Source organism: Bradyrhizobium sp. Ken64 (genome assembly GCF_055807555.1).
In genome coordinates, this window is sequence record NZ_JBVVPA010000010.1 from 18,974 (window position 1) to 42,473 (window position 23,500).

At 64.1% G+C, this 23,500-nt stretch carries 23 protein-coding genes; 16 read left to right on the top strand and 7 right to left on the bottom strand.

Going from position 1 to position 23,500, the window contains the following annotated elements; all coding sequences use genetic code 11:
* Positions 1 to 2: 2 nt before the first annotated feature.
* Positions 3 to 983, top strand: coding sequence for a PDR/VanB family oxidoreductase (locus AC0L2F_RS18055; protein ID WP_473249291.1), 981 nt, complete (start codon positions 3 to 5; stop codon positions 981 to 983).
* A 144-nt stretch (positions 984 to 1,127) separates the two neighbouring features.
* Here the strand turns inward: AC0L2F_RS18055 and AC0L2F_RS18060 are convergent, their stop codons facing one another.
* Together AC0L2F_RS18060 and AC0L2F_RS18065 are read right to left on the bottom strand one after the other, a co-directional pair.
* Complete coding sequence (locus tag AC0L2F_RS18060) at positions 1,128 to 3,089, bottom strand: putative bifunctional diguanylate cyclase/phosphodiesterase (RefSeq protein WP_473249292.1); 1,962 nt, start codon at positions 3,087 to 3,089, stop codon at positions 1,128 to 1,130.
* 237 nt (positions 3,090 to 3,326) lie between these two features.
* Positions 3,327 to 3,698, bottom strand: a complete 372-nt coding sequence (locus tag AC0L2F_RS18065; protein WP_473249293.1) for a hypothetical protein — start codon at positions 3,696 to 3,698, stop codon at positions 3,327 to 3,329.
* Positions 3,699 to 4,093: 395 nt separating this feature from the next.
* Here AC0L2F_RS18065 and AC0L2F_RS18070 point away from each other — a divergent pair, with 395 nt between their 5' ends.
* Positions 4,094 to 5,524: a DUF1254 domain-containing protein gene (locus tag AC0L2F_RS18070; RefSeq protein ID WP_473249294.1), complete on the top strand. Its 1,431-nt coding sequence runs from the start codon at positions 4,094 to 4,096 to the stop codon at positions 5,522 to 5,524.
* 51 nt (positions 5,525 to 5,575) lie between these two features.
* A complete protein-coding gene (locus AC0L2F_RS18075; protein WP_473249295.1) occupies positions 5,576 to 6,649 on the top strand; it encodes a SphA family protein in 1,074 nt (357 codons plus the stop codon).
* Between the two features lie 53 nt (positions 6,650 to 6,702).
* On the opposite strand, the gene AC0L2F_RS18080 is transcribed toward AC0L2F_RS18075, so the two are convergent.
* Positions 6,703 to 7,068 (bottom strand): nuclear transport factor 2 family protein, encoded by a 366-nt coding sequence (locus AC0L2F_RS18080; RefSeq protein ID WP_473249296.1) that lies wholly within the window; start codon positions 7,066 to 7,068, stop codon positions 6,703 to 6,705.
* Between the two features lie 100 nt (positions 7,069 to 7,168).
* Between AC0L2F_RS18080 and AC0L2F_RS18085 the strand changes: the two genes are divergently transcribed.
* The 3 genes from AC0L2F_RS18085 to hemC are packed head-to-tail and all read left to right on the top strand — an operon-like array spanning position 7,169 to position 10,445.
* Positions 7,169 to 7,759 carry a TetR/AcrR family transcriptional regulator gene (locus AC0L2F_RS18085; RefSeq protein WP_063993541.1) on the top strand — a complete coding sequence of 197 codons (591 nt, stop codon included), beginning with the start codon at positions 7,169 to 7,171 and terminating at the stop codon, positions 7,757 to 7,759.
* A 53-nt stretch (positions 7,760 to 7,812) separates the two neighbouring features.
* On the top strand, positions 7,813 to 9,438 hold the full coding sequence (locus AC0L2F_RS18090) for a GMC family oxidoreductase (RefSeq protein WP_473249297.1): 1,626 nt from the start codon (positions 7,813 to 7,815) through the stop codon (positions 9,436 to 9,438).
* A gap of 26 nt (positions 9,439 to 9,464) precedes the next feature.
* A complete protein-coding gene (gene hemC, locus AC0L2F_RS18095) occupies positions 9,465 to 10,445 on the top strand; it encodes a hydroxymethylbilane synthase (protein ID WP_473249298.1) in 981 nt (326 codons plus the stop codon).
* Between the two features lie 204 nt (positions 10,446 to 10,649).
* Here hemC and hemE read toward each other — a convergent pair whose 3' ends face one another.
* Entirely contained in the window at positions 10,650 to 11,684 is a 1,035-nt protein-coding gene (gene hemE, locus AC0L2F_RS18100; protein ID WP_473249299.1) for a uroporphyrinogen decarboxylase, read from the bottom strand.
* A 109-nt stretch (positions 11,685 to 11,793) separates the two neighbouring features.
* Here hemE and AC0L2F_RS18105 point away from each other — a divergent pair, with 109 nt between their 5' ends.
* Positions 11,794 to 12,009, top strand: coding sequence for a hypothetical protein (locus tag AC0L2F_RS18105; RefSeq protein ID WP_063993538.1), 216 nt, complete (start codon positions 11,794 to 11,796; stop codon positions 12,007 to 12,009).
* A 171-nt stretch (positions 12,010 to 12,180) separates the two neighbouring features.
* Positions 12,181 to 14,085: a sensor domain-containing diguanylate cyclase gene (locus tag AC0L2F_RS18110; protein ID WP_473249300.1), complete on the top strand. Its 1,905-nt coding sequence runs from the start codon at positions 12,181 to 12,183 to the stop codon at positions 14,083 to 14,085.
* 6 nt (positions 14,086 to 14,091) lie between these two features.
* Here AC0L2F_RS18110 and AC0L2F_RS18115 read toward each other — a convergent pair whose 3' ends face one another.
* Both AC0L2F_RS18115 and trhO read right to left on the bottom strand, forming a co-directional pair.
* Positions 14,092 to 14,310, bottom strand: coding sequence for a SlyX family protein (locus AC0L2F_RS18115; RefSeq protein ID WP_007606917.1), 219 nt, complete (start codon positions 14,308 to 14,310; stop codon positions 14,092 to 14,094).
* Positions 14,300 to 15,082, bottom strand: coding sequence for an oxygen-dependent tRNA uridine(34) hydroxylase TrhO (gene trhO / locus AC0L2F_RS18120; RefSeq protein WP_473249301.1), 783 nt, complete (start codon positions 15,080 to 15,082; stop codon positions 14,300 to 14,302). Before trhO ends, AC0L2F_RS18115 begins: the two co-directional genes overlap by 11 nt.
* Before the next feature lie 185 nt (positions 15,083 to 15,267).
* Here trhO and ggt point away from each other — a divergent pair, with 185 nt between their 5' ends.
* The 5 genes from ggt (at position 15,268) to AC0L2F_RS18145 (ending at position 21,476) form a co-directional block, all read left to right on the top strand.
* Positions 15,268 to 16,854 (top strand): gamma-glutamyltransferase, encoded by a 1,587-nt coding sequence (ggt, locus tag AC0L2F_RS18125; protein ID WP_473249302.1) that lies wholly within the window; start codon positions 15,268 to 15,270, stop codon positions 16,852 to 16,854.
* A gap of 167 nt (positions 16,855 to 17,021) precedes the next feature.
* A complete protein-coding gene (locus tag AC0L2F_RS18130; RefSeq protein WP_473249303.1) occupies positions 17,022 to 17,636 on the top strand; it encodes a (2Fe-2S)-binding protein in 615 nt (204 codons plus the stop codon).
* A 4-nt stretch (positions 17,637 to 17,640) separates the two neighbouring features.
* On the top strand, positions 17,641 to 18,657 hold the full coding sequence (locus AC0L2F_RS18135; protein WP_473249304.1) for an FAD binding domain-containing protein: 1,017 nt from the start codon (positions 17,641 to 17,643) through the stop codon (positions 18,655 to 18,657).
* A 2-nt stretch (positions 18,658 to 18,659) separates the two neighbouring features.
* Positions 18,660 to 20,951 (top strand): xanthine dehydrogenase family protein molybdopterin-binding subunit, encoded by a 2,292-nt coding sequence (locus AC0L2F_RS18140; protein WP_473249305.1) that lies wholly within the window; start codon positions 18,660 to 18,662, stop codon positions 20,949 to 20,951.
* A gap of 60 nt (positions 20,952 to 21,011) precedes the next feature.
* Positions 21,012 to 21,476 carry an FKBP-type peptidyl-prolyl cis-trans isomerase gene (locus AC0L2F_RS18145; RefSeq protein WP_007606926.1) on the top strand — a complete coding sequence of 155 codons (465 nt, stop codon included), beginning with the start codon at positions 21,012 to 21,014 and terminating at the stop codon, positions 21,474 to 21,476.
* Between the two features lie 68 nt (positions 21,477 to 21,544).
* On the opposite strand, the gene AC0L2F_RS18150 is transcribed toward AC0L2F_RS18145, so the two are convergent.
* A complete protein-coding gene (locus tag AC0L2F_RS18150) occupies positions 21,545 to 21,763 on the bottom strand; it encodes a CsbD family protein (protein ID WP_007606928.1) in 219 nt (72 codons plus the stop codon).
* 127 nt (positions 21,764 to 21,890) lie between these two features.
* Between AC0L2F_RS18150 and AC0L2F_RS18155 the strand changes: the two genes are divergently transcribed.
* The 3 genes from AC0L2F_RS18155 to AC0L2F_RS18165 all read left to right on the top strand — a co-directional run bounded on the left by AC0L2F_RS18155 (position 21,891) and on the right by AC0L2F_RS18165 (position 23,494).
* Positions 21,891 to 22,403 (top strand): cupin domain-containing protein, encoded by a 513-nt coding sequence (locus AC0L2F_RS18155; RefSeq protein ID WP_473249306.1) that lies wholly within the window; start codon positions 21,891 to 21,893, stop codon positions 22,401 to 22,403.
* Between the two features lie 131 nt (positions 22,404 to 22,534).
* A complete protein-coding gene (locus AC0L2F_RS18160) occupies positions 22,535 to 22,963 on the top strand; it encodes a VOC family protein (protein ID WP_473249307.1) in 429 nt (142 codons plus the stop codon).
* Positions 22,964 to 23,005: 42 nt separating this feature from the next.
* Positions 23,006 to 23,494 (top strand): VOC family protein, encoded by a 489-nt coding sequence (locus AC0L2F_RS18165; protein ID WP_204513806.1) that lies wholly within the window; start codon positions 23,006 to 23,008, stop codon positions 23,492 to 23,494.
* Positions 23,495 to 23,500 lie beyond the last annotated feature (6 nt).

Here is a 23,500-nt window from a genome sequence, read left to right on the forward strand (position 1 = left end):
CCATGCGCTTCATCGAAACCTGGAGTCCGGCCACGCTCGTCTCGACGCGCGATCTCGCGCCCGGCATCCGCGAATTCCTGATCCGGCCGGATCAGTTCGACGGCGCCGCCTATCCGGTCGGCAGCCACATCAATATCAGCGTTACCATCGACGGGCAGCCCGAGACGCGGTCCTATTCGCTGGTCGGGGAAGCCTCGTCGCGGGGTTTAAGGATCGCGGTGCGCCGCGCCGAGGATTCACGTGGCGGTTCGCGCTATATGTGGTCCTTGCAGCCGGGCGCGCGGCTCGACATCACGACGCCCGCCTCGCTGCTCGCGGTTGATTGGGCGCGCCAAAACTACTGCCTGATCGCCGGCGGCATCGGCATCACGCCGATTCTCGGTGCGGCGCAGGCGCTGGCGAAGCGCGGCGCCGATGTCACGCTGCATTACGCTGTCCGCTCGCGCACTGAGGCCGCCTATCTCGACGATCTCGCCGCAATGCTCGGTAGTCGCCTGGTCGTCCACGCCAGCGATGAGGGCGCGCGGCTCGATCTCGACGCCCTGTTCGCCTCGGTGCCCAAGGACGCGCTGGCGCTGTTCTGCGGCCCGATGCGCATGCTGGATGCCGCGCGCCACGCCTGGATCGGCGCCGGCCATCCGCTTCCCGATCTCCGCTACGAGACATTCGGCTCCAGCGGCACGCTGCCGACCGAGACGTTTCGCGTGCGGCTCAAGGGCTCAGATGTCGAGCTGGAGATCCCGCGCGAGCGCTCGATGCTGGACGTGCTGAATGCCAGTGGCCACGAGGTGATGTACGATTGCAAGCGCGGCGAATGCGGCCTGTGCGCCATCGACGTGGTCGCCATCGACGGCGAGATCGACCATCGCGACGTCTTCTTCAGCGACCATCAGAAGCAAAGCAACCAGAAGATCTGCGCCTGCGTCTCGCGCGCACGGGGCACCATCACGGTGGACACGCTGCTGCGGGCGGATCCGGTCTGAGGCAGCTGCCCGGCCTTCATGGTTCGAGACGCGCCGTAAGGCGGCGCTCCTCACCATGAGGGTCTAAAGTCTCGCCGCGAAGAAGGACCTCATCCTGAGGAGCTCGCCAAAGGCGAGCGTCTCGAAGGATGCGCCGCAGAGGGTCTACGCCGCGTATGTCGCCCGCAACTTCTTCGTTTCGAGCAGGGCCAGGACGCCATCCGCCGACACCGGCCGGCTGATGAGATAACCCTGAACTTCGTCGCAACCGATCTGGCGCAGATATTCGAGCTGGTCGGCGGTCTCGACGCCTTCCGCAACCACGCCGATGCGCAGGTCGCGCGCGAGCCCAATCACCGATTTCACGATCGCGGCGCAGTCCGGCTGCACCAGCATGTCGCGGATGAAGGATTGGTCGATCTTGATGCGGCTGAACGGCAGCTTGCGCAGGTAAGTCAGCGAGGAGAAGCCGGTGCCGAAATCGTCGAGTGCCACGGTGACGCCGAGCTCCAGCAGCGCATTCAGGACGGACGCGGCCGAGCCGTATTTCGACAGCAGCATCGATTCCGTGATCTCGATCTCGAGCCGGTGCGGCGCGACCTTTGCGTCCGCAAGCGCCTGCACGATGATCTGGAGGAGGCTGTTGTTGTGAAACTGCGCGGCCGAGAAATTCACGGCGACCCTGATCTCTTTGGGCCACTCGGCAACCATCGCGCAGGCGCGGCGGACGACCCATTCGCCGATCTCGTGGATCAAGCCGGTTTCCTCGGTGATGGGAATGAACTCGCTCGGCGGCACCAGCCCGCGCTGGGGATGCTGCCAACGCAGCAGCGCCTCGAACCCGGCGATGCGGTTGCCGCCGAGGTCGAGGAATGGCTGGAACACCAGGAACAGCTCGTCCCTGGCGATGGCGCCTTCCAGATCCGATTGCAGCGCCTTGCGGTCGCGTGATGAGCGGTCATCGGCTTCCTCGAAGAAACACACCGTGCCCGGCCCGGCCTTCTTGGCGCGGTAGAGCGCGGCGTCGGCGTTCTTCATGATGTCGAGTTGCGTGCTGCCGTCACGCGGCGCCAGCACGATGCCGACGCTGGTCGCGCCGACGATCTGGCGGCCCTCGATCCGGAACGGTTCGTCGAAGGCCGCGACGAAGCGCTCGGCGATCTCGAGCGCGTCCTCCGGCCGCACCAGATTGGCCATCACCAGCGCGAACTCGTCGCCGCCGATGCGTGCGACATGCTCGGCCGCGCGGGTGCAGCGTTGCAGGCGACTCGCGATCTGGACTAGAAACTCGTCGCCGGCGGGATGGCCGAACTTGTCGTTGACCTCCTTGAAACGATCGAGATCGAGCAGAAGCACCGCGAATTCCTCGCCGGAGAGGCTGAGCCGTTTCAAGGCGCCATCGAGCGTTTCGCTAAAGGCGACGCGATTGGGCAGATGGGTCAGCGGGTCCTGCCGCACCGAACGCTCGGCCTCGATCTGCCGCATCACGCGCCGTGCGAACGCGAATGAATTGACGAACACGCCGCGCAACAACACGCTTCCGTAGACCACGACGAGAAAGGCGATCAGCAGGAAGGCGAGGTCGCCATTCCTGCCGAGGCAGATCGCGATCCCCAGGAAAATGGGCGCCGTGAATGCGATGGCCGCGATCGGGATCGTGGCGAATGCAAGCGCGCCGCCGGCCAGCATTCCCGAGCAGAGACAGGTGATGACGAGCTGCCCGCCGGTCGAGGCGCCTGCAAAGAACGCGACCGGGACGATGCCCCAGGCGGCGCCGAGAAGAGCGGCATTGCGCACCAGCCGGTGCATGGCGCGGCGCGAGACGAATTGCGGCTTGGTGATGCGGCGCGCGGCGTGGGATTGCAGACCGAACGCGATCGCGGCGCCGGCCACTGTGAGGGCCCAGATCAGCGCGAACATCCGGTCGGGCGACTGCCACAGCGCGATCGCCAGCACGATGGCGTTGCAGGCATTGGCGAGCATGATGCCGACCGAATAGCCGAGCACCAGCGACATCTGTTCGGCGCGGATATGGCCGGTGACGGCTTCGTCGGTTGCGGGACCGCCAAAGGCCGACAGATCGCCGGCAAACAGCCGCGCGAAATAGCTGGTCGTTTGAGTCCGCATTCCAGAGCCTAGCAGCACGAGCCGCTTGTCCGGCCCGGTCCGGAGAATTCGCTGCAAACCTTTGACGAACTATGAATTATCCGAGCTTGTGACGATTGCTGTGACCACTTCTGCGTGTTCGTGACGTCGTATCGATAACAAATCGATACAAATGCCTGGCGCTGGCGTTACCGCGGTCGCGGACTTGGGGTGAAGCTCCTGGACCGGAATGAACGGATGATAATCGCCTGTTTGGCGTCACAGCTTGTTTCTGTTCTTGCTCGCTCCCCTCAATTTCGGAGTGTCCGGCGTCGATTTCGCCCAATCGGCCATTTGAAGGCAGGTAAGCAGGTCAACATAGCTGTCAGTGCCGCCAGCCGTTGCTTCGCCTTCGCATCGGTCTCGAAGGCTGCCGGAATTCGTGAGCCATACGGAATGAAGCTGTTGCAGGGCAGAATTTTCGTCGCGCATACAGTCGTCGTAGGACTGCGGCAAATCCAGCGCCATCGCCTTGTCAGTGGCTACGGTTGCCTTGCAGGTCGCTTCGACATTGAGTTGGGGCACGCGTTCGCTGACTGGAATCGCTGTTTGGCCGCCCATCATCGCGAAGGCTAGAAATAGAATCTTCATGCAGAACTCCCCCTGGCGAGATCTTACTGAAGTCGATTTATCAGACGACGGGCGAGCTTGTGTCCTATTGATCTGAATCAAGAGGACGAAGGAGCTTGTCTCTCCGACGAGAGCGCCACGGACACGGGCGCAATATGGAAGCTGGTATCCTTCAACCGCGCGGCGGACCGGAAGAGATTCTTGCGCTCCGGTTCTTCCTCACACCACCCGGCACTCCGAACAGCCAGGCCGCAGCTTCAATTCCAAGAATGTGAGCCAAGTCGCAGTGCGGCAAATGTTGCACGTTCTCTGGCGCGCCTACGCCGGCCCACGCACGCTTGACACAGATCAAGAGAACTGACCGACTTTGCGAGATCAAAGGGATTTTGGGGTTTACGCCAACGGAGTTTATTTCCATGGACATCACCCGTCGCAATGTAACGATTGGAGGTATGAGCCTGCTCGCCAGCGCCTCCACGGCCACGTCAACTCGTGCCGAGCATGGTGAATTCTTCGGCATCGGCGACGGACTTGAGGAGTTCGCACTCGCCACAGACGCTTATATCTTCGGCTACCCTTTGGTGACGATGGAGATGACGCGGAGAATCATCACCAACGTCGCGACGCCGGTCGGGACGCGGGCGCCGATGGGCCAGATCATCAAGCTGCGCAAATATCCCGACGCGTCCTTCCGCGACGTGACGGCGCCGAATGCGGACACGCTTTACACGACTGCGTTTTTCGATGTGGGCAAGGAGCCGTGGGTGCTCAGCATCCCCGACATGAAAGACCGTTACGCGCTGTTTCCGATGCTGGACGGCTGGACCACGGTGTTCCAGGTTCCGGGCAAGCGGACCACAGGCACCGGCGCGCAAACCTGCGCGATCACAGGCCCTGGTTGGAAAGGCGAATTGCCGGCGGGCGCCACGGAGTACAAATCGCCTACAAGCATCGTTTGGCTGCTTGGCCGTATCTATTGCACCGGAACGCCGGAGGATTACGCGGAGGTCCACAAACTCCAGGACGAATTCAAGCTGGCGCCGCTGAGCGCCTACGGCAAACCGTACACGCCGCCGGCGGGCACGGTTGATCAATCGCTCGACATGAAGACGGCGGTGCGCGAGCAGGTCAACCGCATGGGCGCGGTGGCCTATTTCACACTGCTCTGCGAACTGATGAAGAGCAATCCGCCTACGACCGCGGATGCACCGCAAATCGCCAAATTCGCTCGGATTGGCATCGTACCGGGCCAGGACTTCGACGCGAGCAAGCTCAAGGCGGATTTCGTCAAGCGCGTGCCCGAGGTCGGCTTTGATCGGATCATGCTCCAGTTCAAGGTCAACAAGGACGTCAAGGACGAGAATGGCTGGGCCTTCACGACCAAAACCGGCATCTACGGTACCGACTACCTGATGCGGGCGCTCGTCACCGCCATTGGACTCGGCGCCAACCGGCCGCAGGATGCCGTCTATCCGACTTCGCAGAAAGACGCGGACGACCGGAAATACAGCGGCGCGCATAAATACGTCATGCACTTTGCCAAGGGCCAGCTTCCGCCGGCGCTCGGCTTCTGGTCGGTGACGATGTACAACGGCGAGTATTTCTTCGTGGCCAATCCGATCGACCGCTATTCGATCAGCGCGCGACAAAATCTGAAATCCAATCCGGACGGCTCGACCGATCTCTACATTCAGAATGAATCCCCGGGCAAGGACAAGGAGTCCAACTGGCTCCCGGCGCCCTCCGGCGACTTCGTTCTGATGATGCGGCTGTACTGGCCGAGCGAAAAGGCTCCCTCCATCATCGATGACTCCTGGAAACTTCCGCCGGCGAGGAAGGTGAGCTGAGGCACTAGCGCAAATAGGTCGAATTGTTCGCCAGCAATTTGGGGCAGACAAATGATGCGCGCCACGTCCAGGCAGACATGTCAGCTCTGGCTCATCCTCTTGAGTTTCGGCGCTGCTATGGCGCCACTCGGTTGCGTGTCCGATGCGGCATACGCGGATGAAAGTGGTGTTTCGTACTGGCTCCCCGGCCGCTTCAGTAGCCTCGCGGCAGCCCCCGCGGTGCCGGGCTGGTCCATGGCGGAGGTATACTATCACACGTCCATATCGGCGTTCGGGGCCACAGCTGCGGCCAGAGAAATTCGGTTGGGCGGAATTCCAAGGACAGTGAACGTCAGTCTGGATCTACATCTCAATGCGCAGGCCGATCTCCTGCTGCTGAATCCGACTTACACGTTCGCGACGCCGCTGCTGGGCGGACAATTCGCCATCGGCGTGACGGGCCTGTTCGGGCGATCGAGCGCCGACCTCAATGGGACGCTGATGGCGGGCATCGGACCGTTCGGGGCAACCCGCTCGGGGAGCATCGGTGACTCCATCACTTCCATCGGTGACCTCTATCCCCAGGCGACACTGAAGTGGAATACAGGCGTTCACAACTTCATGACTTATGTGACGGGCGACATTCCAGTCGGCGCCTACGATCCAAACCGCCTTGCCAATCTCGGCATTGGCCGCGGCGCTATCGATGGCGGCGGCGGTTACACCTACTTCAATCCGCAAGCAGGGCACGAATTTTCCGCCGTCGTGGGACTTACCTACAATTTCAAGAACAACGACACCCAATATCAGAACGGCATTGATTTTCACTTCGATTGGGGCGCTTCCCAGTTTCTCTCGAAGCAGGTCTTTGTCGGGCTGGTGGGATATGCCTATCAGCAGATCACCGACGATGCCGGACAACACCCGATCCTCGGTGGCTTCCGGTCACGCGTCCTCGGCGTAGGCCCTCAGGTCGGCTTTCTGTTTCCTGTTCGAGACATGCAGGGGTACCTCAATCTGAAGGGATACGGTGAATTCGCTGCCGCGAACCGGCCGGCGGGCTGGAATACCTGGCTGACGTTTTCGATTTCACCAACGGCACCCACCAGCACGATAACGCCGACGCGGCCAATCGCAACGAAATAGGCGTCGATCGGTGACGGCGACGCTGGTGCGGCCGCAAGACCTCGGTAGATGGCTCAGCGTCCCATCTGCTTCGGATCGTAATAGAACCGTTCTTCGATCAGCTTGTCGTCCCGCCAGGTCTGCCATGCGATCTCATCCAACGTTCGGATGATGCCTTCGGCGTTGGTGAAGCTGAAGGTCCAGCGCGTGGCGACATGGTCGCCTTCGATCAGGCTCGGCCCGATGCGCACTGCCTTGACCTCCTTGAAGGCTGCCAGCACGCCGCGCTCCTTGGCCGCGAGCTTGTCGCGTCCGACGAGGGGTTCGGCCTGGTTTTCACAGGTGGCAGCGTCCGGCGTGTAGTAGTCGAGGATGGCCCCGACGAAATCCCCGTCCTCCAATCGTTTGGCAAAAGCTTCGACGACATCGCGGCTCGGCATGGCGCACCTCACGAGTAAAACCGACTAATAGTCGGTAAATACCGACCGACGGTCGAAAAGTCAACTGGCTGTCCTCGTCCGTTTCGACTACAGCAGACCCATGGCCAAACAGGCGGAGCGGCGCGCAGCGACATCGGAGGCGATCCTGACGGCGGCGCGCCGCCTGTTCGGGACGCAAGGCTTTGCCGCGACGACGATGGACGAGATCGCCGAAGCCGCCCACGTCGCCAAGGGCGCGGTCTATCATCACTTCAAGACCAAGGAGGCGGTGTTCGAAGCGGTGTTCGACCAGGTCTCGCGCGATCTCGTCGCCGAGATCGACAGCACGGCCCGTGCCGAGAAGGACGTGCTCGCCGCGATGGTCGCAGGCACCCAGCATTATTTCGCCGCGACCGCCAAGGGCCCGACCAGCCAGATCATCCTGCGCGACGGCCCGGCCGTGCTCGGCTGGGAGCGCTGGCGCGGGATCGACGCCAAACATTTCGGCGGCAAGCTGCCGCGCGCGATTGCGGCGGCGATGGAGGCCGGCCTGATCGCGCGGCAGCCGGTCGAGCCGCTGGCCCGGCTGCTGCTGGGCGCGGTGACGGAGGCCGCGGTCGCCTGCGCCGGACGCGCCGATATCGCAAGGGCGGGCGCGGAATACGCCCGTGCATTCAGGTCGCTGGTCGAGGCGCTGCGCGTCGCTGCATGATCGTGCTAAGTGATGATTGGAAACGCCCACACCAACAAAAAGAACAGTAGCGCATGAACGCAACTTCCTCCCTGATGCTCTCCGACCCTGAATTCGACTACGTCATTGTCGGCGCCGGCTCTGCCGGCTGCGTACTCGCCAACCGGCTATCGGCTAACGGCAAGCACAGCGTGCTGCTGCTCGAGGCAGGCCCGAAGGATTCCAACATCTGGATCCACGTGCCGCTCGGCTACGGCAAGCTGTTCAAGGAAAAGACCGTCAACTGGATGTACCAGACCGAGCCCGAGCCCGAACTGAAGGGCCGGCAGGTGTTCCAGCCGCGCGGCAAGACGCTGGGCGGATCGAGCTCGATCAACGGTCTCCTCTATGTCCGCGGCCAGCACGAGGATTACGACAGATGGCGTCAGCGCGGCAACGCCGGCTGGGGCTATGACGACGTGCTGCCCTATTTCAAGAAGGCCGAGAACCAGTCGCGCGGCGCCGATCAATATCACGGCAGCGGCGGCCCGCTGCCGGTCTCCAACATGGTCGTGACCGATCCGCTGTCGAAGGCGTTCATCGATGCCGCGGTCGAGACCGGTCTGCCCTACAATCCTGATTTCAATGGCGCCACCCAGGAAGGCGTCGGCCTGTTCCAGACCACGACCCGTAACGGCCGCCGCGCCTCGACGGCGGTGGCCTATCTCGGCCCCGCCAAGGGCCGCGGCAATCTCAAGATCGAAACTGGTGCGCTCGGCCAGCGCGTGCTGTTCGAGGGCCGCCGTGCGGTCGGTGTTGAATACCGTCAGGGCGCCAATTTGCGCCGCGCCCGCGCGCGCAAGGAGGTCGTGCTGTCGAGCGGCGCCTACAACTCGCCGCAGCTGCTCCAGCTCTCCGGGGTCGGACCCGGCGACCTCCTGCGCAAGCACGGCATCGATGTCGTGCTGGACGCGCCGGGCGTCGGGCACGATCTCCAGGACCACATGCAGGTCCGCATCGTCATGCGCTGCTCGCAGAAGATCACGCTGAACGACACCGTCAATCATCCGCTCCGCCGCACGATGGCCGGCGCGCGCTATGCGCTGTTCCGCAAGGGCTGGCTGACGATCGCGGCCGGCACGGCGGGCGCCTTCTTCAAGACCAGTCCGCGGCTGGCCTCGCCTGACATCCAGGTCCACTTCCTGCCGTTCTCGACCGACAAGATGGGCGAAAAGCTTCATGGTTTCTCCGGCTTCACGGCGTCGGTGTGCCAGCTGCGTCCCGAAAGCCGCGGGTCCTTGCGTATCAAAAGCGCCGACCCGACAGTGCCGCCCGAGATCCGCATCAACTACATGTCGACCGAGACCGACCGCACCACCAACGTGGAAGGTCTGAAGATCCTGCGCAAGATATTGCATGCACCGGCGCTGAAGCCGTTCGTGGTTGACGAGTACGATCCCGGAGCGAAGGTGTCCACGGATGCCGAGCTGCTGGATTATTGCCGTGAGCGCGGCAGCACGATCTACCATCCGACCTCGACTTGTCGTATGGGCAATGATGCGCTCGCGGTGGTCGATCAGCGGCTGAAGGTGAGGGGCCTGGAAGGCCTTCGAATCGTCGACGGCTCGATCATGCCCGATCTGGTATCGGGGAACACCAACGCGCCGATCATCATGATCGCCGAAAAGGCCTCCGACATGATATTGGAGGATGCGCGGTAAATCCGCGCACGGAAAGGGACCAGGGTTTGGCTACGCGATTCAAGATCGGCACACGCAAGAGCGCGATGGCGCTGGCACAGACGGAAGAGATCGCGCGCCGCCTGACCGCTGCCATGCCCGACCTCGACGTCGAGATCGTCAAGTTCGACACCACGGGCGATCTCGACCAGACCAGCAAGCTGCTGCCCCACGGCGGCAAGGGCGGTGCCTTCGTGGCGCAGATCCGCGCCGCCGTGCTGTCGGGCGAACTCCAGGCGGCGATGCATTCGCTCAAGGACATGCCCGGCAACGAAGACACGCCCGGCCTCGTGATCGGCGCCACGCTGTCGCGCGATCCTCCCAACGACGCGCTGGTGCTGCGCGATGGCGTGACGCTGGAGGCGCTGCGTCAATCACGTGGCAAGGGTTTCAAGATCGGCACCAACGCCGTCCGCCGCGCCGCCTATGCGCGGCGATTGTTTCCCGACGTCGAGATCATCCACTTCCGCGGCGCCGCCGACACGCGCGTGCGAAAACTCGACAATGCCGAGAAGCAGCGCCTGCCGGATGGCGGCGCGGTGGGGCCTGCGGACGCGCTGATCATGGCGCGGTCCGGCCTCGACCGCGTCGGCCTTTCCCATCGCATCGGCTACGAATTCTCCGCCGCGGAAATGCTGCCGGCAGCGGGGCAGGGCATCGTCGCGGTCGAATGCGCGGCACAGGACTGGCAGACGCGTCGCATCCTCGCATCGATCGACGATCCCGCTGCTCACGCCTGCGCCGATGCCGAGCGCGAGGTGCTGTGGGTGCTGAACGGCCATTGCAATTCGCCGATGGCGGGCTTTTCGACCATTGCGGGCGATCAAATGTCGCTCACCGCGTCCGTGCTCGATCTCTCCGGCAACACCATCATCGAAGCCTCGCGTTCGGGCCCCGCCGATCGCCCACGCGAACTCGGCCGTGCGGTGGGACTGGATCTGCTGGCCAAGGGCGCCGCGGAGATCATCGAGCGGAGCCGGCCGCGGTAAGTCGGCCGCGTGGCTTGGCATGGATGCGATGATGACATCATGCGCCTGTTTTGCCCGACGCGTCAAATGCTGGCGCGATCTGATGCGATGACGGCGCACCTGATTTCCGTCCGCCCTAAGTCATTGATCGGGCGTAATCTCTCTACTGTGCATGGGGTTGTTTTCGCGTTTTTTTGTTTTTCCGCTCCCCAGGCGCAAAATAAATCAGCCCCGAACCCGCTTCAGCATCTGCTCGACATGGGCGATCGGCGTCTCCGGCTGGATGCCGTGGCCGAGATTGAAGATGAACCGCCCTTGCGCAAAATTCGCCAGCGTGTTGTCGACCGCGCGGTCGAGCGCGGCGCCGCCCGTGATCAGCACCAGCGGATCGAGATTGCCCTGTACCGCAACCTTGCTCTGCACGCGCTCGCGGATGAAGGCCGGCTCCGCGGTCCAGTCGATGCTGACCGCGTCGACACCGGTCGCCTCGACGAAACCGGGCAATTGCGCACCGGCGCCGCGCGGAAAGCCGATGATCTTCGCGTCCGGCACCTTGGCGCGCACGCCTTCGACGATGCGCCGGGTCGGTTCGACCGACCAGCGGGCGAACTCGGCGGCTGGCAGCACGCCGGCCCAGGTGTCGAAGATCTGCAAGGCGTTGGCGCCGGCGGCAAGCTGGGCCAGCAGATATTCAATCGAGTTCTCGACCAGCACGTCGATGATCTCTGCGAACGCCTCCGGATGCCGGTAGGCCATCATCCGCGCCGGCGCCTGGTCGGGCGTACCCTGGCCGGCAACCATGTAGGTCGCCACCGTCCACGGAGCGCCGCAGAAGCCGATCAGCGCGATCTTGGGATCGAGCGCACCGCGCACGATCTTGAGGGCCTCGAACACCGGCGCGAGCTTGCCGAAATCGGCGTGCTTCGCCAGGGTTGCGACCTTGGCTGGATCATCCAGCGGCTCGAGCCGCGGACCCTCGCCGACCTCGAAGCGCACGGAACGTCCGAGCGCATAGGGGATCACCAGGATGTCGGAAAAGATGATCGCCGCATCGAAGCCGAACCTCCGGATCGGTTGCAGCGTCACCTCGGCGGCAAGCTCGGGGTTGAAGCAGAGATCGAGGAAGCCGCCGGCCTTGGCGCGCACCTCGCGATATTCCGGCAGGTAACGGCCGGCCTGCCGCATCATCCAGACCGGCGGAATGATCTGCCGCTGGCCGGAGAGGACGTCGATGAAGGGTTTTGTCGCAGATTGGGGCACGAACGGTCCTGAGATGGTTACGGCTCCTGATACACCGCCGCAGCCCTGAGCGGAACAGGGGAACCAAGCGCAATTGGGCCGCGTTGACCAGCCAACGGAGGACGAGACCATGGCTGAGACATTCAACCCCGCGCCGCATGACAAGCACGCCGACGATCTGCACGAAGCGCTCGCCGCCGACCGCCACGCCAAGCTCGACGCCGGCCTGAAGGATACCTTCCCCGCTTCCGATCCCGTGAGTGCCGCCCAGCCAACGCCCTCGAAGGCCGATGCGGCGGCCGACAATCCCTCGCTCTGGGACAAGGTTAAGGCCATCTTCAGCTAACCGCGGGTGCGCCGGATTCCGATAGGTTTGCTAAAGCCTTGTTAGCGATGCGCTGATTCCGGCGTCCGTACGACTACGGGAAACCGGGGACATCGTTGCATATTTCTCCCGGCCTTTTAGGTTTCACTAACAGAAGCAGCAGAGTTTCCGATCTTCGGAGAATTCTGCCGCATGAGTGCTGTGACGCAAAGAGCCGGATGGAGCCGCCTGCCGCTGCGGGCGGCTGCGTTCGTCGCGCTGACCTGCGTGGCCATCCTCGGCGTCAGCGGCTGGCGGGAATGGGCGGCCCGCGACGCGGTGCTCAAGAGCGCCGAGGCAGAGATGGCGAATGTTGCGCGCTCGTTGACGCAGCATGCCGAGGACAGCCTCGATCTGCTGGATTCAGGCGTCGTCGGCGTCGTCAGCCGGCTGGAGATGGACGGCACCGAGCCGGCCACGATCGCCAAGCTTCGAACCCTGCTGGAGGCGCGCAAGAAGGCGATAGAGCGCATCCACAGCCTCGCCATCATCGACGACCACGGCAACTGGTTGACCTCGCCCGGCACGATCGGCTCGACGCTCAACGACGACGCGTTCTTCCGTTATCACCAGCTCTCGCCGAAACGGGAGCCCCATGTCGGCCGGCCCGTGAAGAGCCTGCTCGACGGCGAGTGGGTCGTCACCCTGTCGCGCCGTTTCAACAAGCCGGACGGCAGCTTCGGCGGCGTGGTGCTCGCGACCATCAGCTCGGGATATCTCTCGCATTTCTACGAACAGTTCGAGATCGGCCGCAACAGCTCGGTGGCGTTGACACACGGCGACGGCCTGATCATCGCGCGCTACCCGAGCAACGAGAAATTCATCGGCCGCAGCGTTGCCAATACGCCGCTGTTCCGCGACGCCGCCCTGCAGCGGCCGGGTGGCGTCTATCATTTCAAGTCGCCGCTCGACGGCGCCGAACGCGTCAGCTTCTTCAAGCGCTCTGGCCGTTATCCGCTGGTCCTGCTTGCAACCGTCGACAAGGACGAACTGCTGGCGCCCTGGCGTGCTGCGGCGATCTCTCGCATGCTCTACGTGCTCGCGCTGGTCATGCTGCTCGCGATCATCGGTGCTGTGCTGGTGCGGCAGTTGCAGCGGGGCCAGAGTATGGCGGCCGCGCTGGTCGAGAAGGAAGCGCATTTCCGACTGCTTGCCGAAGGCTCCAGCGACATGGTCACGCGTATCGGGCTCGACGAGCGGCTGCGCTATGTCTCGCCGTCGTCGATTGGCGTCGTCGGCTGGCGCGCCAATCAGCTGATCGGTACCCTCGCGCTGGCCGGCGTTCACGCGGACGACCGGCCGCAGGTCCAGGCTCTCGTCGATGCCATGAAGCGCGGCGAGAAGGAGGAGGTGCGCGTCACCTATCGCAACGCGCACCGGCAGAATGCCGAAGTCTGGCTCGAATCGACCATGCGGGTGACCCGCAAGGAGAATGGCAGCGTCGACGGCGTGGTCGCGATCTCGCGCGACATTACCGAGCAGAAGAAGCTCGAGACCCGGCTCGAAACGCTCGCGATCGAGGACAGCCTCACCGGGCTTGCCAACCGCCGCCGCTTCGATGAACGGCTGAAGGAGGAGTGGGCGCGTGCCTATCGCGAGCGCTCCAGCCTCTCTTTGCTGATGATCGACGTCGACCACTTCAAGTCTTACAACGACGAATACGGCCATCCCGCGGGCGATGCCTGCCTCCGGCAGGTGGCGCAGATCATCGCCGCCGAGATGCATCGTTCCGGCGATCTGGCGGCGCGTTACGGCGGTGAGGAGTTCGCCATGCTGCTGCCGAACACCGACGCTGCCGGCTGCGCCCTGATCGGTGACCGGATCCGACGGGCGATCCGCGATGCGGGCCTCGTCCACACCAGCAACCATGCGGCCGGCTGCGTGACCGCTTCGCTCGGCGGTGCTGCGTGCCGGCCGGCGCTGGAGCGCACGGCCGGCGTGGTCTCGCTGATCGAGGCCGCCGACCAGGCGCTCTATGCCGCCAAGGAGGCCGGGCGCAACCGGCTGATGATGTCGGGCGAGGTGAGCAACCTCCTGCTCAAGGCGTCCGGTCAGTAACACCACTCAATAATGCGGTGGGCGCTCATTGGCCGCTCCCGGCGCATTCGCCTCGGCCTCCTGCAGCCGCTCGCCGAGCTCTGCGATTCTCCGCGTCAGCGCGTCGATTTGCTTCCACTGCGCGGTGATGGTCTGGTTCAGCGTCTCGATCGCGTCGTCCTGATAGGCGAGGCGCGTCTCCAGCGTGTCGATGCGCTCGCCGAGCGTCTTGATCTCATTCGTCACGTGCCGCGTCCTTATTTCGTTCGGACAAGCCAAGTTGTTGCAAGCTAGGTTCTCGCAAACCATGGCCGAGCGCGACACGTTCGTCGAACACGAAACATTCGCCGCGCCAGCGGCTCTCAGCTTCCGGCACCTCTTCCAGATATTTGAGAATGCCGCCTTTGAGGTGATAGACCTCGGCAAAGCCGCGCGCGAGCAGGTGCGCGCTCGCCTTCTCGCAGCGGATGCCGCCGGTGCAGAACATCGCGATTTTGCGGTGTCTGGCGGGATCGAGCTGCTCGGCCGCAAATTCCCTGAACTGGCCAAAGCTCCTGATGCCTGGATCGAGCGCGCCCTCGAACGTCCCCATCGCCACCTCGAAGGCGTTCCTGGTGTCGAGCACCAGCGTGTCGGGCGCCGCGATGAGCGCGTTCCATTCGGCCGCATCGACATAGATACCGACCTGCCGCGTCGGATCGGCGGCTTCGTCGCCGAGCGTGACGATCTCCTTCTTCAGCCGCACCTTGAGCCGGCCGAACGGCATCGCCTCGGCGGTCGAGAACTTCATTTCGAGATTGTTCAACCTGCCGCCGAACATATCGCCGTGCGCGAGCTCATGGGCGAGCGCGTCGATCGCCTCGCCTGGGCCCGCGACCGTGCCGTTGATGCCCTCCTGCGCGAGCAGCACGCTGCCCTTCAGCGCCAGGCCGGCGCAGAACGCGCGCAGCGGCTCGCGCAGCTCGCGGTAATCGGGCAGGGCGGCGAATTGGTAGAAGGCGGCGACCTTGTAAATCATGGCGCCCGTTTAGCAGGCGCAGCCCGCCCGGAAAACCCGCTACGAGCAGCTCTATTCCCAACGGATGGCAGCCATTTCCCTGGCATGCCAGCATTGCCCCGGCGGGCCGGAATGTGTCATGTAGGCCCGGCTTTTTCCGAAACGACACGCCATCCGCGCCAGACGCCAATGAGAGCAAGAATTCGATGAGAAACTTCCATTTCCCCGGCAGGTCCACGGTCCACGCCACCAACGCGATGGTGGCGACCTCGCATCCGCAGGCGTCGCTCGCCGCGATCGAGGTGCTGCGCGAGGGCGGCACGGCGGTGGACGCGGCCGTCGCGGGGTCGGCCATTCTCGGGGTGATCGAGCCGCAATCGACCGGCATCGGCGGCGACTGCTTTGCGCTGATCCAGCCGCGCGGCGAGGGCAAGATCATCGCCTATAACGGCTCCGGCCGCGCCCCGAAGGCGGCGAACGCCGACTGGTATATCGAACGCAAGATCAACTCCGTGCCGCTGACCTCCGCGCATGCGGTCTCGATCCCCGGCGTGATCGACGCCTTTGCGACCGTTTTGCGCGATCACGGCAAGTTCGGCTTCGACCGGCTGCTCCAGCCCGCGATCAAGGCCGCTGAGGAAGGCTACGTCGTTGCCCCCCGCATCGCCTTCGACTGGAAGAACCAGTTCGAGAAGCTGAAGGCCGGCACCAACACGGAGCGCTATCTGCTGCCGCACGGCAAGCCGCCGGTGGCCGGCGACGTCATTCGCCAGGCCGAGCTCGGCAAGACGCTGCGGGCGATCGCCAAGGACGGCCGCGACGCCTTCTACAAGGGCCCGATCGCGGAAGACATGGTGGAGACCCTGCGCGGAATCGGCGGCCTGCACACGCTCGACGATTTCGCCGCGCATACCACCGAGACGACGACGCCGATCGGCACCATGTACAAGGGCTATGACGTCTGGCAGTGCCCGCCGAACGGACCCGGCCTCACCATGCTGCTGATGTTGAACATCCTGTCGCGGTTCGACCTGACGAAATACGCGCCGCTCAGCGTCGAGCGTTTCCACCTCGAAGCCGAGGCCGCGCGCATCGCCTACATGCATCGCGAGTTGCATGTCGCCGATCCCGAGCATATGCAGGTCGAGGTCGCCAGGATACTCGCCAAGGAATACTGCAACGAGCACATCGACAAGATCCGCATGGACGGCATGCTCGACCTGCCGAACGTCGCGCCACCGATGAACCCCTCGACCATCTACATCACCGTCGTGGACAAGGACCGCAACGTCTGCTCGTTCATCAACTCGGTCGCGCATTCCTTCGGCTCGGCGATCGTCTCGAACAAGACCGGCGTTTTGCTTCAGAACCGCGCCGGTGGCTTCCGCATCCAGCCCGGCCACCCCAATTGCATCGCCGGCGGCAAGCGTCCGCTGCACACGATCATGCCGAGCCTGCTCACCAAGGGCGGCCGCTCCGTGATGCCGTTTGCGGTGATGGGCGGACAGTATCAGCCGGTTGGCCAGACCCATGTGGTGACCAACATTCTCGATTACGGCTGCGACGTGCAGGAGGCGATCGATATGCCGCGCGGCCTGCATTACGAAGGCCAGTACCAGCTCGAGGACAGCGTGCCGGCCGATATCGTCGAAGGCCTGAAGAAACTCGGCCACAAGACCACCAGCGTCGTCGGTCCGCTCGGCGGCGCGCAGGCGATCTGGATCGACTGGGACAAGGGCACGCTCACCGGCGGTTCCGATCCGCGCAAGGACGGTTGCGCGCTGGGATACTGATCGCCGCGTGCGGGGTTCCCCGCGCAAGATCAGGAAAAGTTGACGAAGGGCGGCGCGGCATTTGCTGCGTCGCCCTTTGTCGTTCGGAACGGAGTTCATTGCTTCAGGTTAAGGGCCGATGAGCGGTGCCGGCGTGCGCTGCTTGCTCGAAGCGGCGGAGGCCCTCCATGTCCGAAAAGCCAGGTTCCGGACCATCCGGATTCGATCGGCGCGCCTTCATGGCGGGCGCCGCCGGCAGTGCGCTGGTCCCTCTGACGGCGCGTGCGGCCGCGCAGGATGCGAGCGTGTCGACCGCCCAGGATCCGGCACTTCCTGTCGATGTCACGCTGCGGGTCAACGGCAAGGACAAGCGCCTGCGCATCGACGCGCGCACGACGGTGCTCGACGCGCTGCGGGAGCATCTCAAGCTCACCGGCAGCAAAAAGGGCTGCGACCACGGCCAATGTGGTGCCTGCACGGTCCTGATCGACGACCGGCGCGTGGTGTCGTGTCTGACGCTCGCGCTCGCGGCCGAGGGGCAGGAGATCACGACGATCGAAGGCCTTGCCACCGACGATCATTTGCATCCGATGCAGCAGGCCTTCGTCGACAACGACGCGTTTCAATGCGGCTATTGTACGCCGGGCCAGATCATGTCCGCCGTGGCCTGCGTCAAGGAGGGACACGCGGGCAGCGAGGCCGATATCCGCGAATACATGAGCGGCAACATCTGCCGCTGCGCCGCCTATCCCAACATCGTCGCCGCCGTGAAGCAGGCCGCGCCCGAGATCATGAAAGGCTAGGGGCATGCGATCGTTTTCGTATCAAAGGGCAACAGACCCTGACATGGCCGTGCAGGCGCTCAGCGCTGCCGCGGCTGCGAACAATCCGCTGACCAAGGCTACGGCGCAGCCGCTCGCGGGCGGCACCACGCTGATCGACCTGATGAAGCTGGACGTGATGCGGCCCGCCGCGATCGTCGATATCAATCCGCTGGCGCGGGGCTGGTCGGCGATCGAGCCCGGCAGTGACGGCTTGCGGCTCGGCGCGCTCGCCAAGATGTCCGACGTGGCCGCCCATGCCGAGATCCAGCGCAATTATCCGGTGATCGCGAATTCCCTGAAGCTCGCCGCCAGCGCCCAGCTGCGCAACATGGCGACGCTCGGCGGCAACGTGATGCAGCGAACGCGTTGCGGCTATTTCCGCGACGTCTCTTATGAGAATTGCAACAAACGCAATCCCGGCTCGGGCTGTGCCGCCATGGACGGCGTCAATCGTATGCATGCGGTGCTCGGTACGTCCGATCAGTGCATCGCCACCTATCCCAGCGATTTTGCCCAGGCATTGATCGCGCTCGATGCGATGATCGAGATCAACGGCAGGTCCGGCACGCGCAACCTGCCGTTCGCAGAGTTGCACAAGGCGCCCGGCAGGACGCCTGACATCGAGACGACGCTTCGGCCTGGTGAGCTGATCTCTGCGTTCTCCGTTCACGGCCGCTGGCCGCGCTCGGTGTATCTCAAGGCGCGCGACCGTCAGTCCTACGAGTTCGCGCTGTCGTCGGCTGCGGTCGCGCTCGACGTGCAGGATGGCACGATCAGGGACGCGCGTATCGCGCTCGGCGGCGTCGCCACCGTGCCGTGGCGGGCGCGCGAGGCTGAGGCGCTGCTGAAGGGGCAGACATTCGACGACGGTCTGGCGCAGCGTGCGGCCGATGCCGCGTTTGCCGACGCCAAGGGCCGCCAGCACAACAGCTTCAAGATCGCGCTCGGCAAGCGCGTGGTGGCGCGCGCGCTCCAGCGGGCCGTAACCATGGAGATCTGATCATGACCGCTGCAGCTCCCGAGCCGAAAGCAAACATGGGCCGGCCGGTGCCGCGCTATGACGCGGCCGCAAAGGTCACGGGCCGGGCGACATATGCGTCGGACATGCCGCTCGACAATCCGGCTTACGCATTCCTGGTCACCAGCGCCATCGCCAAGGGCCGCATCGACAATTTCGATCTCGACGATGCCAGACGGGTCCGTGGCGTGATCGACATCGTCACGCACGATAACGCTCCCAAGCTGAAGGAATCGAAACTGTTCAGCAATGGCGGCTATGCCGGCACCACGATCCAGCCGCTGAAATCGGCCGACATCGCCCATGACGGCCAGATCATCGCCGTCGTCATCGCCGAGAGTTACGAGGCGGCGCGCGAGGCCGCCAATCGCGTCAAGGTCAGCTACACGGCCGTGGCACCGAGTGCGAGCTTCGACTCGCCGGGGATCACCACGGCAGCGGCAAAGGGACAGAACGCACAGTTCAAGGAAGACCCGGAGGTCGGCGATTTCGCCAAGGCGTTCGACGCGGCCGAAGTCAAGCTCTCCGCCTCCTACGACACGCCGACCCAGCACCACAACCCGATGGAGCTGTTTACGACCAGCTGCGCCTGGATGGGCGACGAGCTCGTCATCTACGAGGGCAGCCAGTATGTCTATGGCCTGAAGAACGGCGTCGCCGAGCAGCTCGGCATCGACGCCGACAAGGTCCGTGTCGTCAATCCCTATGTCGGCGGCGGCTTTGGTTCGCGCGGCTCGATGACACCCCGCACCGCCATCATCGCCGGCATTGCCAAACGCCTGAACCGGCCGATCAAGCTGGTGCCGACCCGCGACCAGGGTTTCACCATCGCGACCTACCGCGCCGAGACGCGCCATGAGATCAGGCTTGGTGCGGGTCGGGACGGCAAGCTGGTGGCTTTGAGGCATGACGGCGCGGAGGTTTCGTCGCGGCCGGATGCTTACTGCGTCGGCGGCACCAAGACGACGACACGGCTCTATGCCTGCCCGAACGTCGCCAGTCTGGTGTCGATCGTGCGCGCCGACCGCAACACGCCGGGCTTCATGCGCTCGCCGCCGGAGGTGCCGTATCTCTTCGCGCTGGAGAGCGCGATGGACGAGCTTGCGGTGAAGCTGAACATGGACCCGGTCGAGCTCCGCCGCATCAACGACACCACCGTGGAGCCGATCGGCGGCAAGCCCTATACGTCGCGGTCCTTGATGGCGTGCTTCGACGAGGCCGCCGGGGCGTTCGGCTGGTCGCAGCGTTCGCCACAGCCGAAATCGATGTCGGACGGCGACTGGCTGATCGGCTACGGCTGTGCCGCCACCTGCTATCCGACGCAGATGGCGCCGTCTGCCGCGCGCGTCCGCCTCCAGCGCGACGGCCGTACCCGAGTCGAGATCGCCGGTCACGAGATCGGCACTGGTGCGTACACCGTCATCGCCCAGACCGCGGCCGAGCGGCTCGGCGTGCCCCTGGAGAAGGTCGCGGTCTTCCTGGGTGACAGCGATCTGCCGCCGGCGCCTGTTGCCGGCGGTTCGAACTCGACTGCCAGCACCTGCTCGGCGGTGATGATGGTGTGCGACCGGATTCGTCAAAGGCTGTTCAAGGCCGTGATGCCGAGCGACAGCCTTGCCGACAAGGCCAAGGAGACTGTCGGCATCAGCCAGGCGCCGAGCACGCAGGCGGCGCAGAGCGATCGTCCACTCGATCTCGATAAGGCCTTCGACGCGCTCGGCGTCGGCATCGTCGAGGAATATGGCGAGTGGAAGCCCGAAGGCGCGCCGCTGGATTCCTTCACGGCGATGCACAGCGGGCACGCGCGGCTCGTCGGTGGCCATCAGATGAAGGACAAGATCGCCTATGCCTTCGGTGCCGAGTTCGTCGAGGTCCGCGTCAACCGCTTTACCCATGAAATTCGTGCGCCGCGGCTGGTGGGAGCGTTCGCGGCGGGCCGCATCATGAATCCGCGCATGGCGCGCAGCCAGCTCATGGGCGGCCTGATCTGGGGCATGTCCTCGGCGCTGCTGGAGGCCACCGAGATCGACGAGCGCAATGCGCGCTACGTCAACGACAATCTTGCCGACTATCTGGTGCCCGTGAATGCCGACGTGCCCGGTGTCGAGGTGATGCTGCTTTCCGAGCAGGACGATCACATCAACCCGGCAGGCGTGAAGGGCCTCGGCGAACTCGCCAATGTCGGCACCAATGCGGCCATCTGCAATGCGATCTATCACGCCACGAGCCAGCGCATCCGCAAGCTGCCCGTGCGGCTCGAAAATATCGAGGTGTGAGGGGTGGCAACGGCGTCGGGGTTGCGCTAGACACCTTGCGCCTCAAACGGAAGGTCTCTTATGCAGCGTTTACAGCGCGTGCTCCTCGCCATCATGTCGGCACTCGCGATCACCGTGATCGCCGGCGTGTCCGATTTCGTTTCCACCACGGCCTCGGCCCAGACCGCAGGGAAGACCATGACCACAGCTTCAGGTTTGCAGATCACCGACAGCGTCGCCGGCACCGGCGCTTCGCCCAAGCCCGGCCAGATCTGCGTGATGCACTACACCGGCTGGCTCTACGAGAACGGCCAGAAGGGCAAGAAATTCGATTCGTCGGTCGACCGTAACGAGCCGTTCGAATTCCCGATCGGCAAGGGCCGCGTCATCGCCGGCTGGGATGAGGGTGTTGCCTCCATGAAGGTCGGCGGCAAGCGCACGTTGATCATTCCGCCGCAGCTCGGCTATGGCGCCCGCGGCGCAGGCGGCGTGATCCCGCCGAACGCGACGCTGATGTTCGACGTGGAATTGCTCGGGGTGAAGTGAGCCCGTAAACAAAAAGACCGGCCTCTCGGCCGGTCTTTTCGCTTTCAGTGCGACGGTGTTATCTCGTCTTATTCCGTCGCGCGCTTGGCTGCGGCCGCGGCGCGATCGACCGCGTCCTTCGCGGCATCCTTGGCGTCGCCCATGGCCTGCTGGCCCTTGCCCTTGACTTCCTGGACCGCACCTTCACCCTTCAGGCGTTCGGATCCGGTGGCTTCACCGACGCCCTGCTTGGCCTTGCCCATTGCCTCGTTTGCGGTGCCCTTGATCTTGTCGGTCGTGCTACCCATGAAACTCTCCTGCGGTTTGCTCGCTGGGACAACGTCCGACGGTTACAAGGGTTCCGTTTTTGTTATGGCTCGATGTCGCGGCTTTGGGTTAGTTTGCCGCACACGGAACCAATAGAAAGCAAGTCCCATGACCGGCCATGACCATTCGTATTCGCACCATGACCACGATCACGACGATCGCTGGAAGCATGACGGCGTGCGCGTCATTCCCGGCAACCAGCTCGATACCAACGTGCCGTCGACGACGGGCATGGACCGCGCGGCCGCGATCAATTTCGCGCGCGTCGGTGCGCAGAAATTGTGGGCGGGCACGGTCAGCATCAAGCCCGACGCCAAGACCGGCGCGCATCACCATGGCCATCTCGAAAGCGTGATCTATGTGGTGAAGGGCAAGGCGCGGATGCGCTGGGGCGAGAGCCTCCAATTCACCGCAGAGGCCGGCCCTGGCGATTTCATTTTTGTTCCGCCCTACGTGCCCCATCAGGAGATCAACGCCAGCCCGGACGAGGTGCTGGAATGCGTGCTGGTGCGCAGCGACGGCGAGGCGGTCGCGATCAACCTCGACATCGAGCCGGTCGAGAAGCCCGAGACCGTGCTGTGGGTCGATCCCATTCACCGCGATCCGAACGAGAAGAAGTAGGGCTGGCCCAAGACCGCGTCGGGCGATGCGACAGAACCCCGCAGGTTAGAGAGCGAAAAAATATCCGGAAGCGCTGTCGGGTGGCAGCCCAGCCGTCCGTCCTTGGGCAGAACCCCGCCCAAGGAGCTCCGATGCCCAGGATGATTTTCCTCAATCTGCCCGTGACCGACCTCAAGCGCGCCACTGCCTTCTACGAGGCGGTCGGTGCGGCCAGGAACCCGCAATTCAGCGACGAAACAGCGAGCTGCATGGTCTTTTCCGAGACCATCTACGCGATGCTGACGACCCACGAGAAATTTCGGCAGTTCACGCCGAAGCCGATCTCGGATGCAAAGACCTCAAACCAGGCACTGTTCTGCCTGTCCGCGGACAGCCGGACCGAGGTCGACGATATCGTCGGCAGGGCCGCTGCTGCAGGCGGGGTCGCCGATCCCAGCCCGAAAGACGAATACAGCTTCATGTACGGCCGCAGCTTCGAGGATCCGGACGGCCACATGTGGGGTGTGAACTGGATGGACATGGCAGCCTTCGCCGCGCAGTCCGAGATGGCGAACGCCTGATCTAAGCCCACGACAGCAAGAAGCCGAAGAGGAGCATTCACGATGTCCAAGGTCGTTCCCTGCATGTGGTTCAACGGCGATGCCGAGGAAGCCGCGAAATTCTACGTCTCGCTCGTGCCGAATTCGGCGATCACGCATGTTCAGCGCAATGTTTCAGATGGCCCGTCCGGCAAGGAAGGCTCCGTGCTCGTCGTCGAATTCTCGGTGGCGGGACAGCCTTTGGTCGCGCTCAACGGCGGCATGAAAATGGAATACACCCACGCGATCTCGCTGATGATCCATTGCGACGATCAGGCCCAGGTCGACAGCGTCTGGAATGCGTTCCTGGCCCATGGCGGCAAGGAAGAGCAGTGCGGCTGGCTCAGGGATCGCTGGGGCGTGGCCTGGCAGGTGGTGCCGAAGGTGATGTTCGAATTCCTCTCGAGCCCCGACAAGGCGGCTGCCGCACGCGCGATGCAGGCCATGATGAAGATGGTCAAGCTGGATGTGGAAACCTTGCGCCGCGCGTTCGAGGGCAAGTCGGCGGCGTGAAGGGCG

What these genes read in the sequence shown, in the direction of transcription:
- AC0L2F_RS18055 (WP_473249291.1), top strand. Translation starts at nt 3, where the DNA reads ATGCGCTTCATCGAAACCTGGAGTCCGGCCACGCTCGTCTCGACGCGC.
- AC0L2F_RS18060 (WP_473249292.1), bottom strand. Translation starts at nt 3,089, where the DNA reads ATGCGGACTCAAACGACCAGCTATTTCGCGCGGCTGTTTGCCGGCGAT.
- AC0L2F_RS18065 (WP_473249293.1), bottom strand. Translation starts at nt 3,698, where the DNA reads ATGAAGATTCTATTTCTAGCCTTCGCGATGATGGGCGGCCAAACAGCG.
- AC0L2F_RS18070 (WP_473249294.1), top strand. Translation starts at nt 4,094, where the DNA reads ATGGACATCACCCGTCGCAATGTAACGATTGGAGGTATGAGCCTGCTC.
- AC0L2F_RS18075 (WP_473249295.1), top strand. Translation starts at nt 5,576, where the DNA reads ATGATGCGCGCCACGTCCAGGCAGACATGTCAGCTCTGGCTCATCCTC.
- AC0L2F_RS18080 (WP_473249296.1), bottom strand. Translation starts at nt 7,068, where the DNA reads ATGCCGAGCCGCGATGTCGTCGAAGCTTTTGCCAAACGATTGGAGGAC.
- AC0L2F_RS18085 (WP_063993541.1), top strand. Translation starts at nt 7,169, where the DNA reads ATGGCCAAACAGGCGGAGCGGCGCGCAGCGACATCGGAGGCGATCCTG.
- AC0L2F_RS18090 (WP_473249297.1), top strand. Translation starts at nt 7,813, where the DNA reads ATGAACGCAACTTCCTCCCTGATGCTCTCCGACCCTGAATTCGACTAC.
- AC0L2F_RS18105 (WP_063993538.1), top strand. Translation starts at nt 11,794, where the DNA reads ATGGCTGAGACATTCAACCCCGCGCCGCATGACAAGCACGCCGACGAT.
- AC0L2F_RS18110 (WP_473249300.1), top strand. Translation starts at nt 12,181, where the DNA reads ATGAGTGCTGTGACGCAAAGAGCCGGATGGAGCCGCCTGCCGCTGCGG.
- trhO (WP_473249301.1), bottom strand. Translation starts at nt 15,082, where the DNA reads ATGATTTACAAGGTCGCCGCCTTCTACCAATTCGCCGCCCTGCCCGAT.
- ggt (WP_473249302.1), top strand. Translation starts at nt 15,268, where the DNA reads ATGAGAAACTTCCATTTCCCCGGCAGGTCCACGGTCCACGCCACCAAC.
- AC0L2F_RS18130 (WP_473249303.1), top strand. Translation starts at nt 17,022, where the DNA reads ATGTCCGAAAAGCCAGGTTCCGGACCATCCGGATTCGATCGGCGCGCC.
- AC0L2F_RS18135 (WP_473249304.1), top strand. Translation starts at nt 17,641, where the DNA reads ATGCGATCGTTTTCGTATCAAAGGGCAACAGACCCTGACATGGCCGTG.
- AC0L2F_RS18140 (WP_473249305.1), top strand. Translation starts at nt 18,660, where the DNA reads ATGACCGCTGCAGCTCCCGAGCCGAAAGCAAACATGGGCCGGCCGGTG.
- AC0L2F_RS18145 (WP_007606926.1), top strand. Translation starts at nt 21,012, where the DNA reads ATGCAGCGTTTACAGCGCGTGCTCCTCGCCATCATGTCGGCACTCGCG.
- AC0L2F_RS18150 (WP_007606928.1), bottom strand. Translation starts at nt 21,763, where the DNA reads ATGGGTAGCACGACCGACAAGATCAAGGGCACCGCAAACGAGGCAATG.
- AC0L2F_RS18155 (WP_473249306.1), top strand. Translation starts at nt 21,891, where the DNA reads ATGACCGGCCATGACCATTCGTATTCGCACCATGACCACGATCACGAC.
- AC0L2F_RS18160 (WP_473249307.1), top strand. Translation starts at nt 22,535, where the DNA reads ATGCCCAGGATGATTTTCCTCAATCTGCCCGTGACCGACCTCAAGCGC.
- AC0L2F_RS18165 (WP_204513806.1), top strand. Translation starts at nt 23,006, where the DNA reads ATGTCCAAGGTCGTTCCCTGCATGTGGTTCAACGGCGATGCCGAGGAA.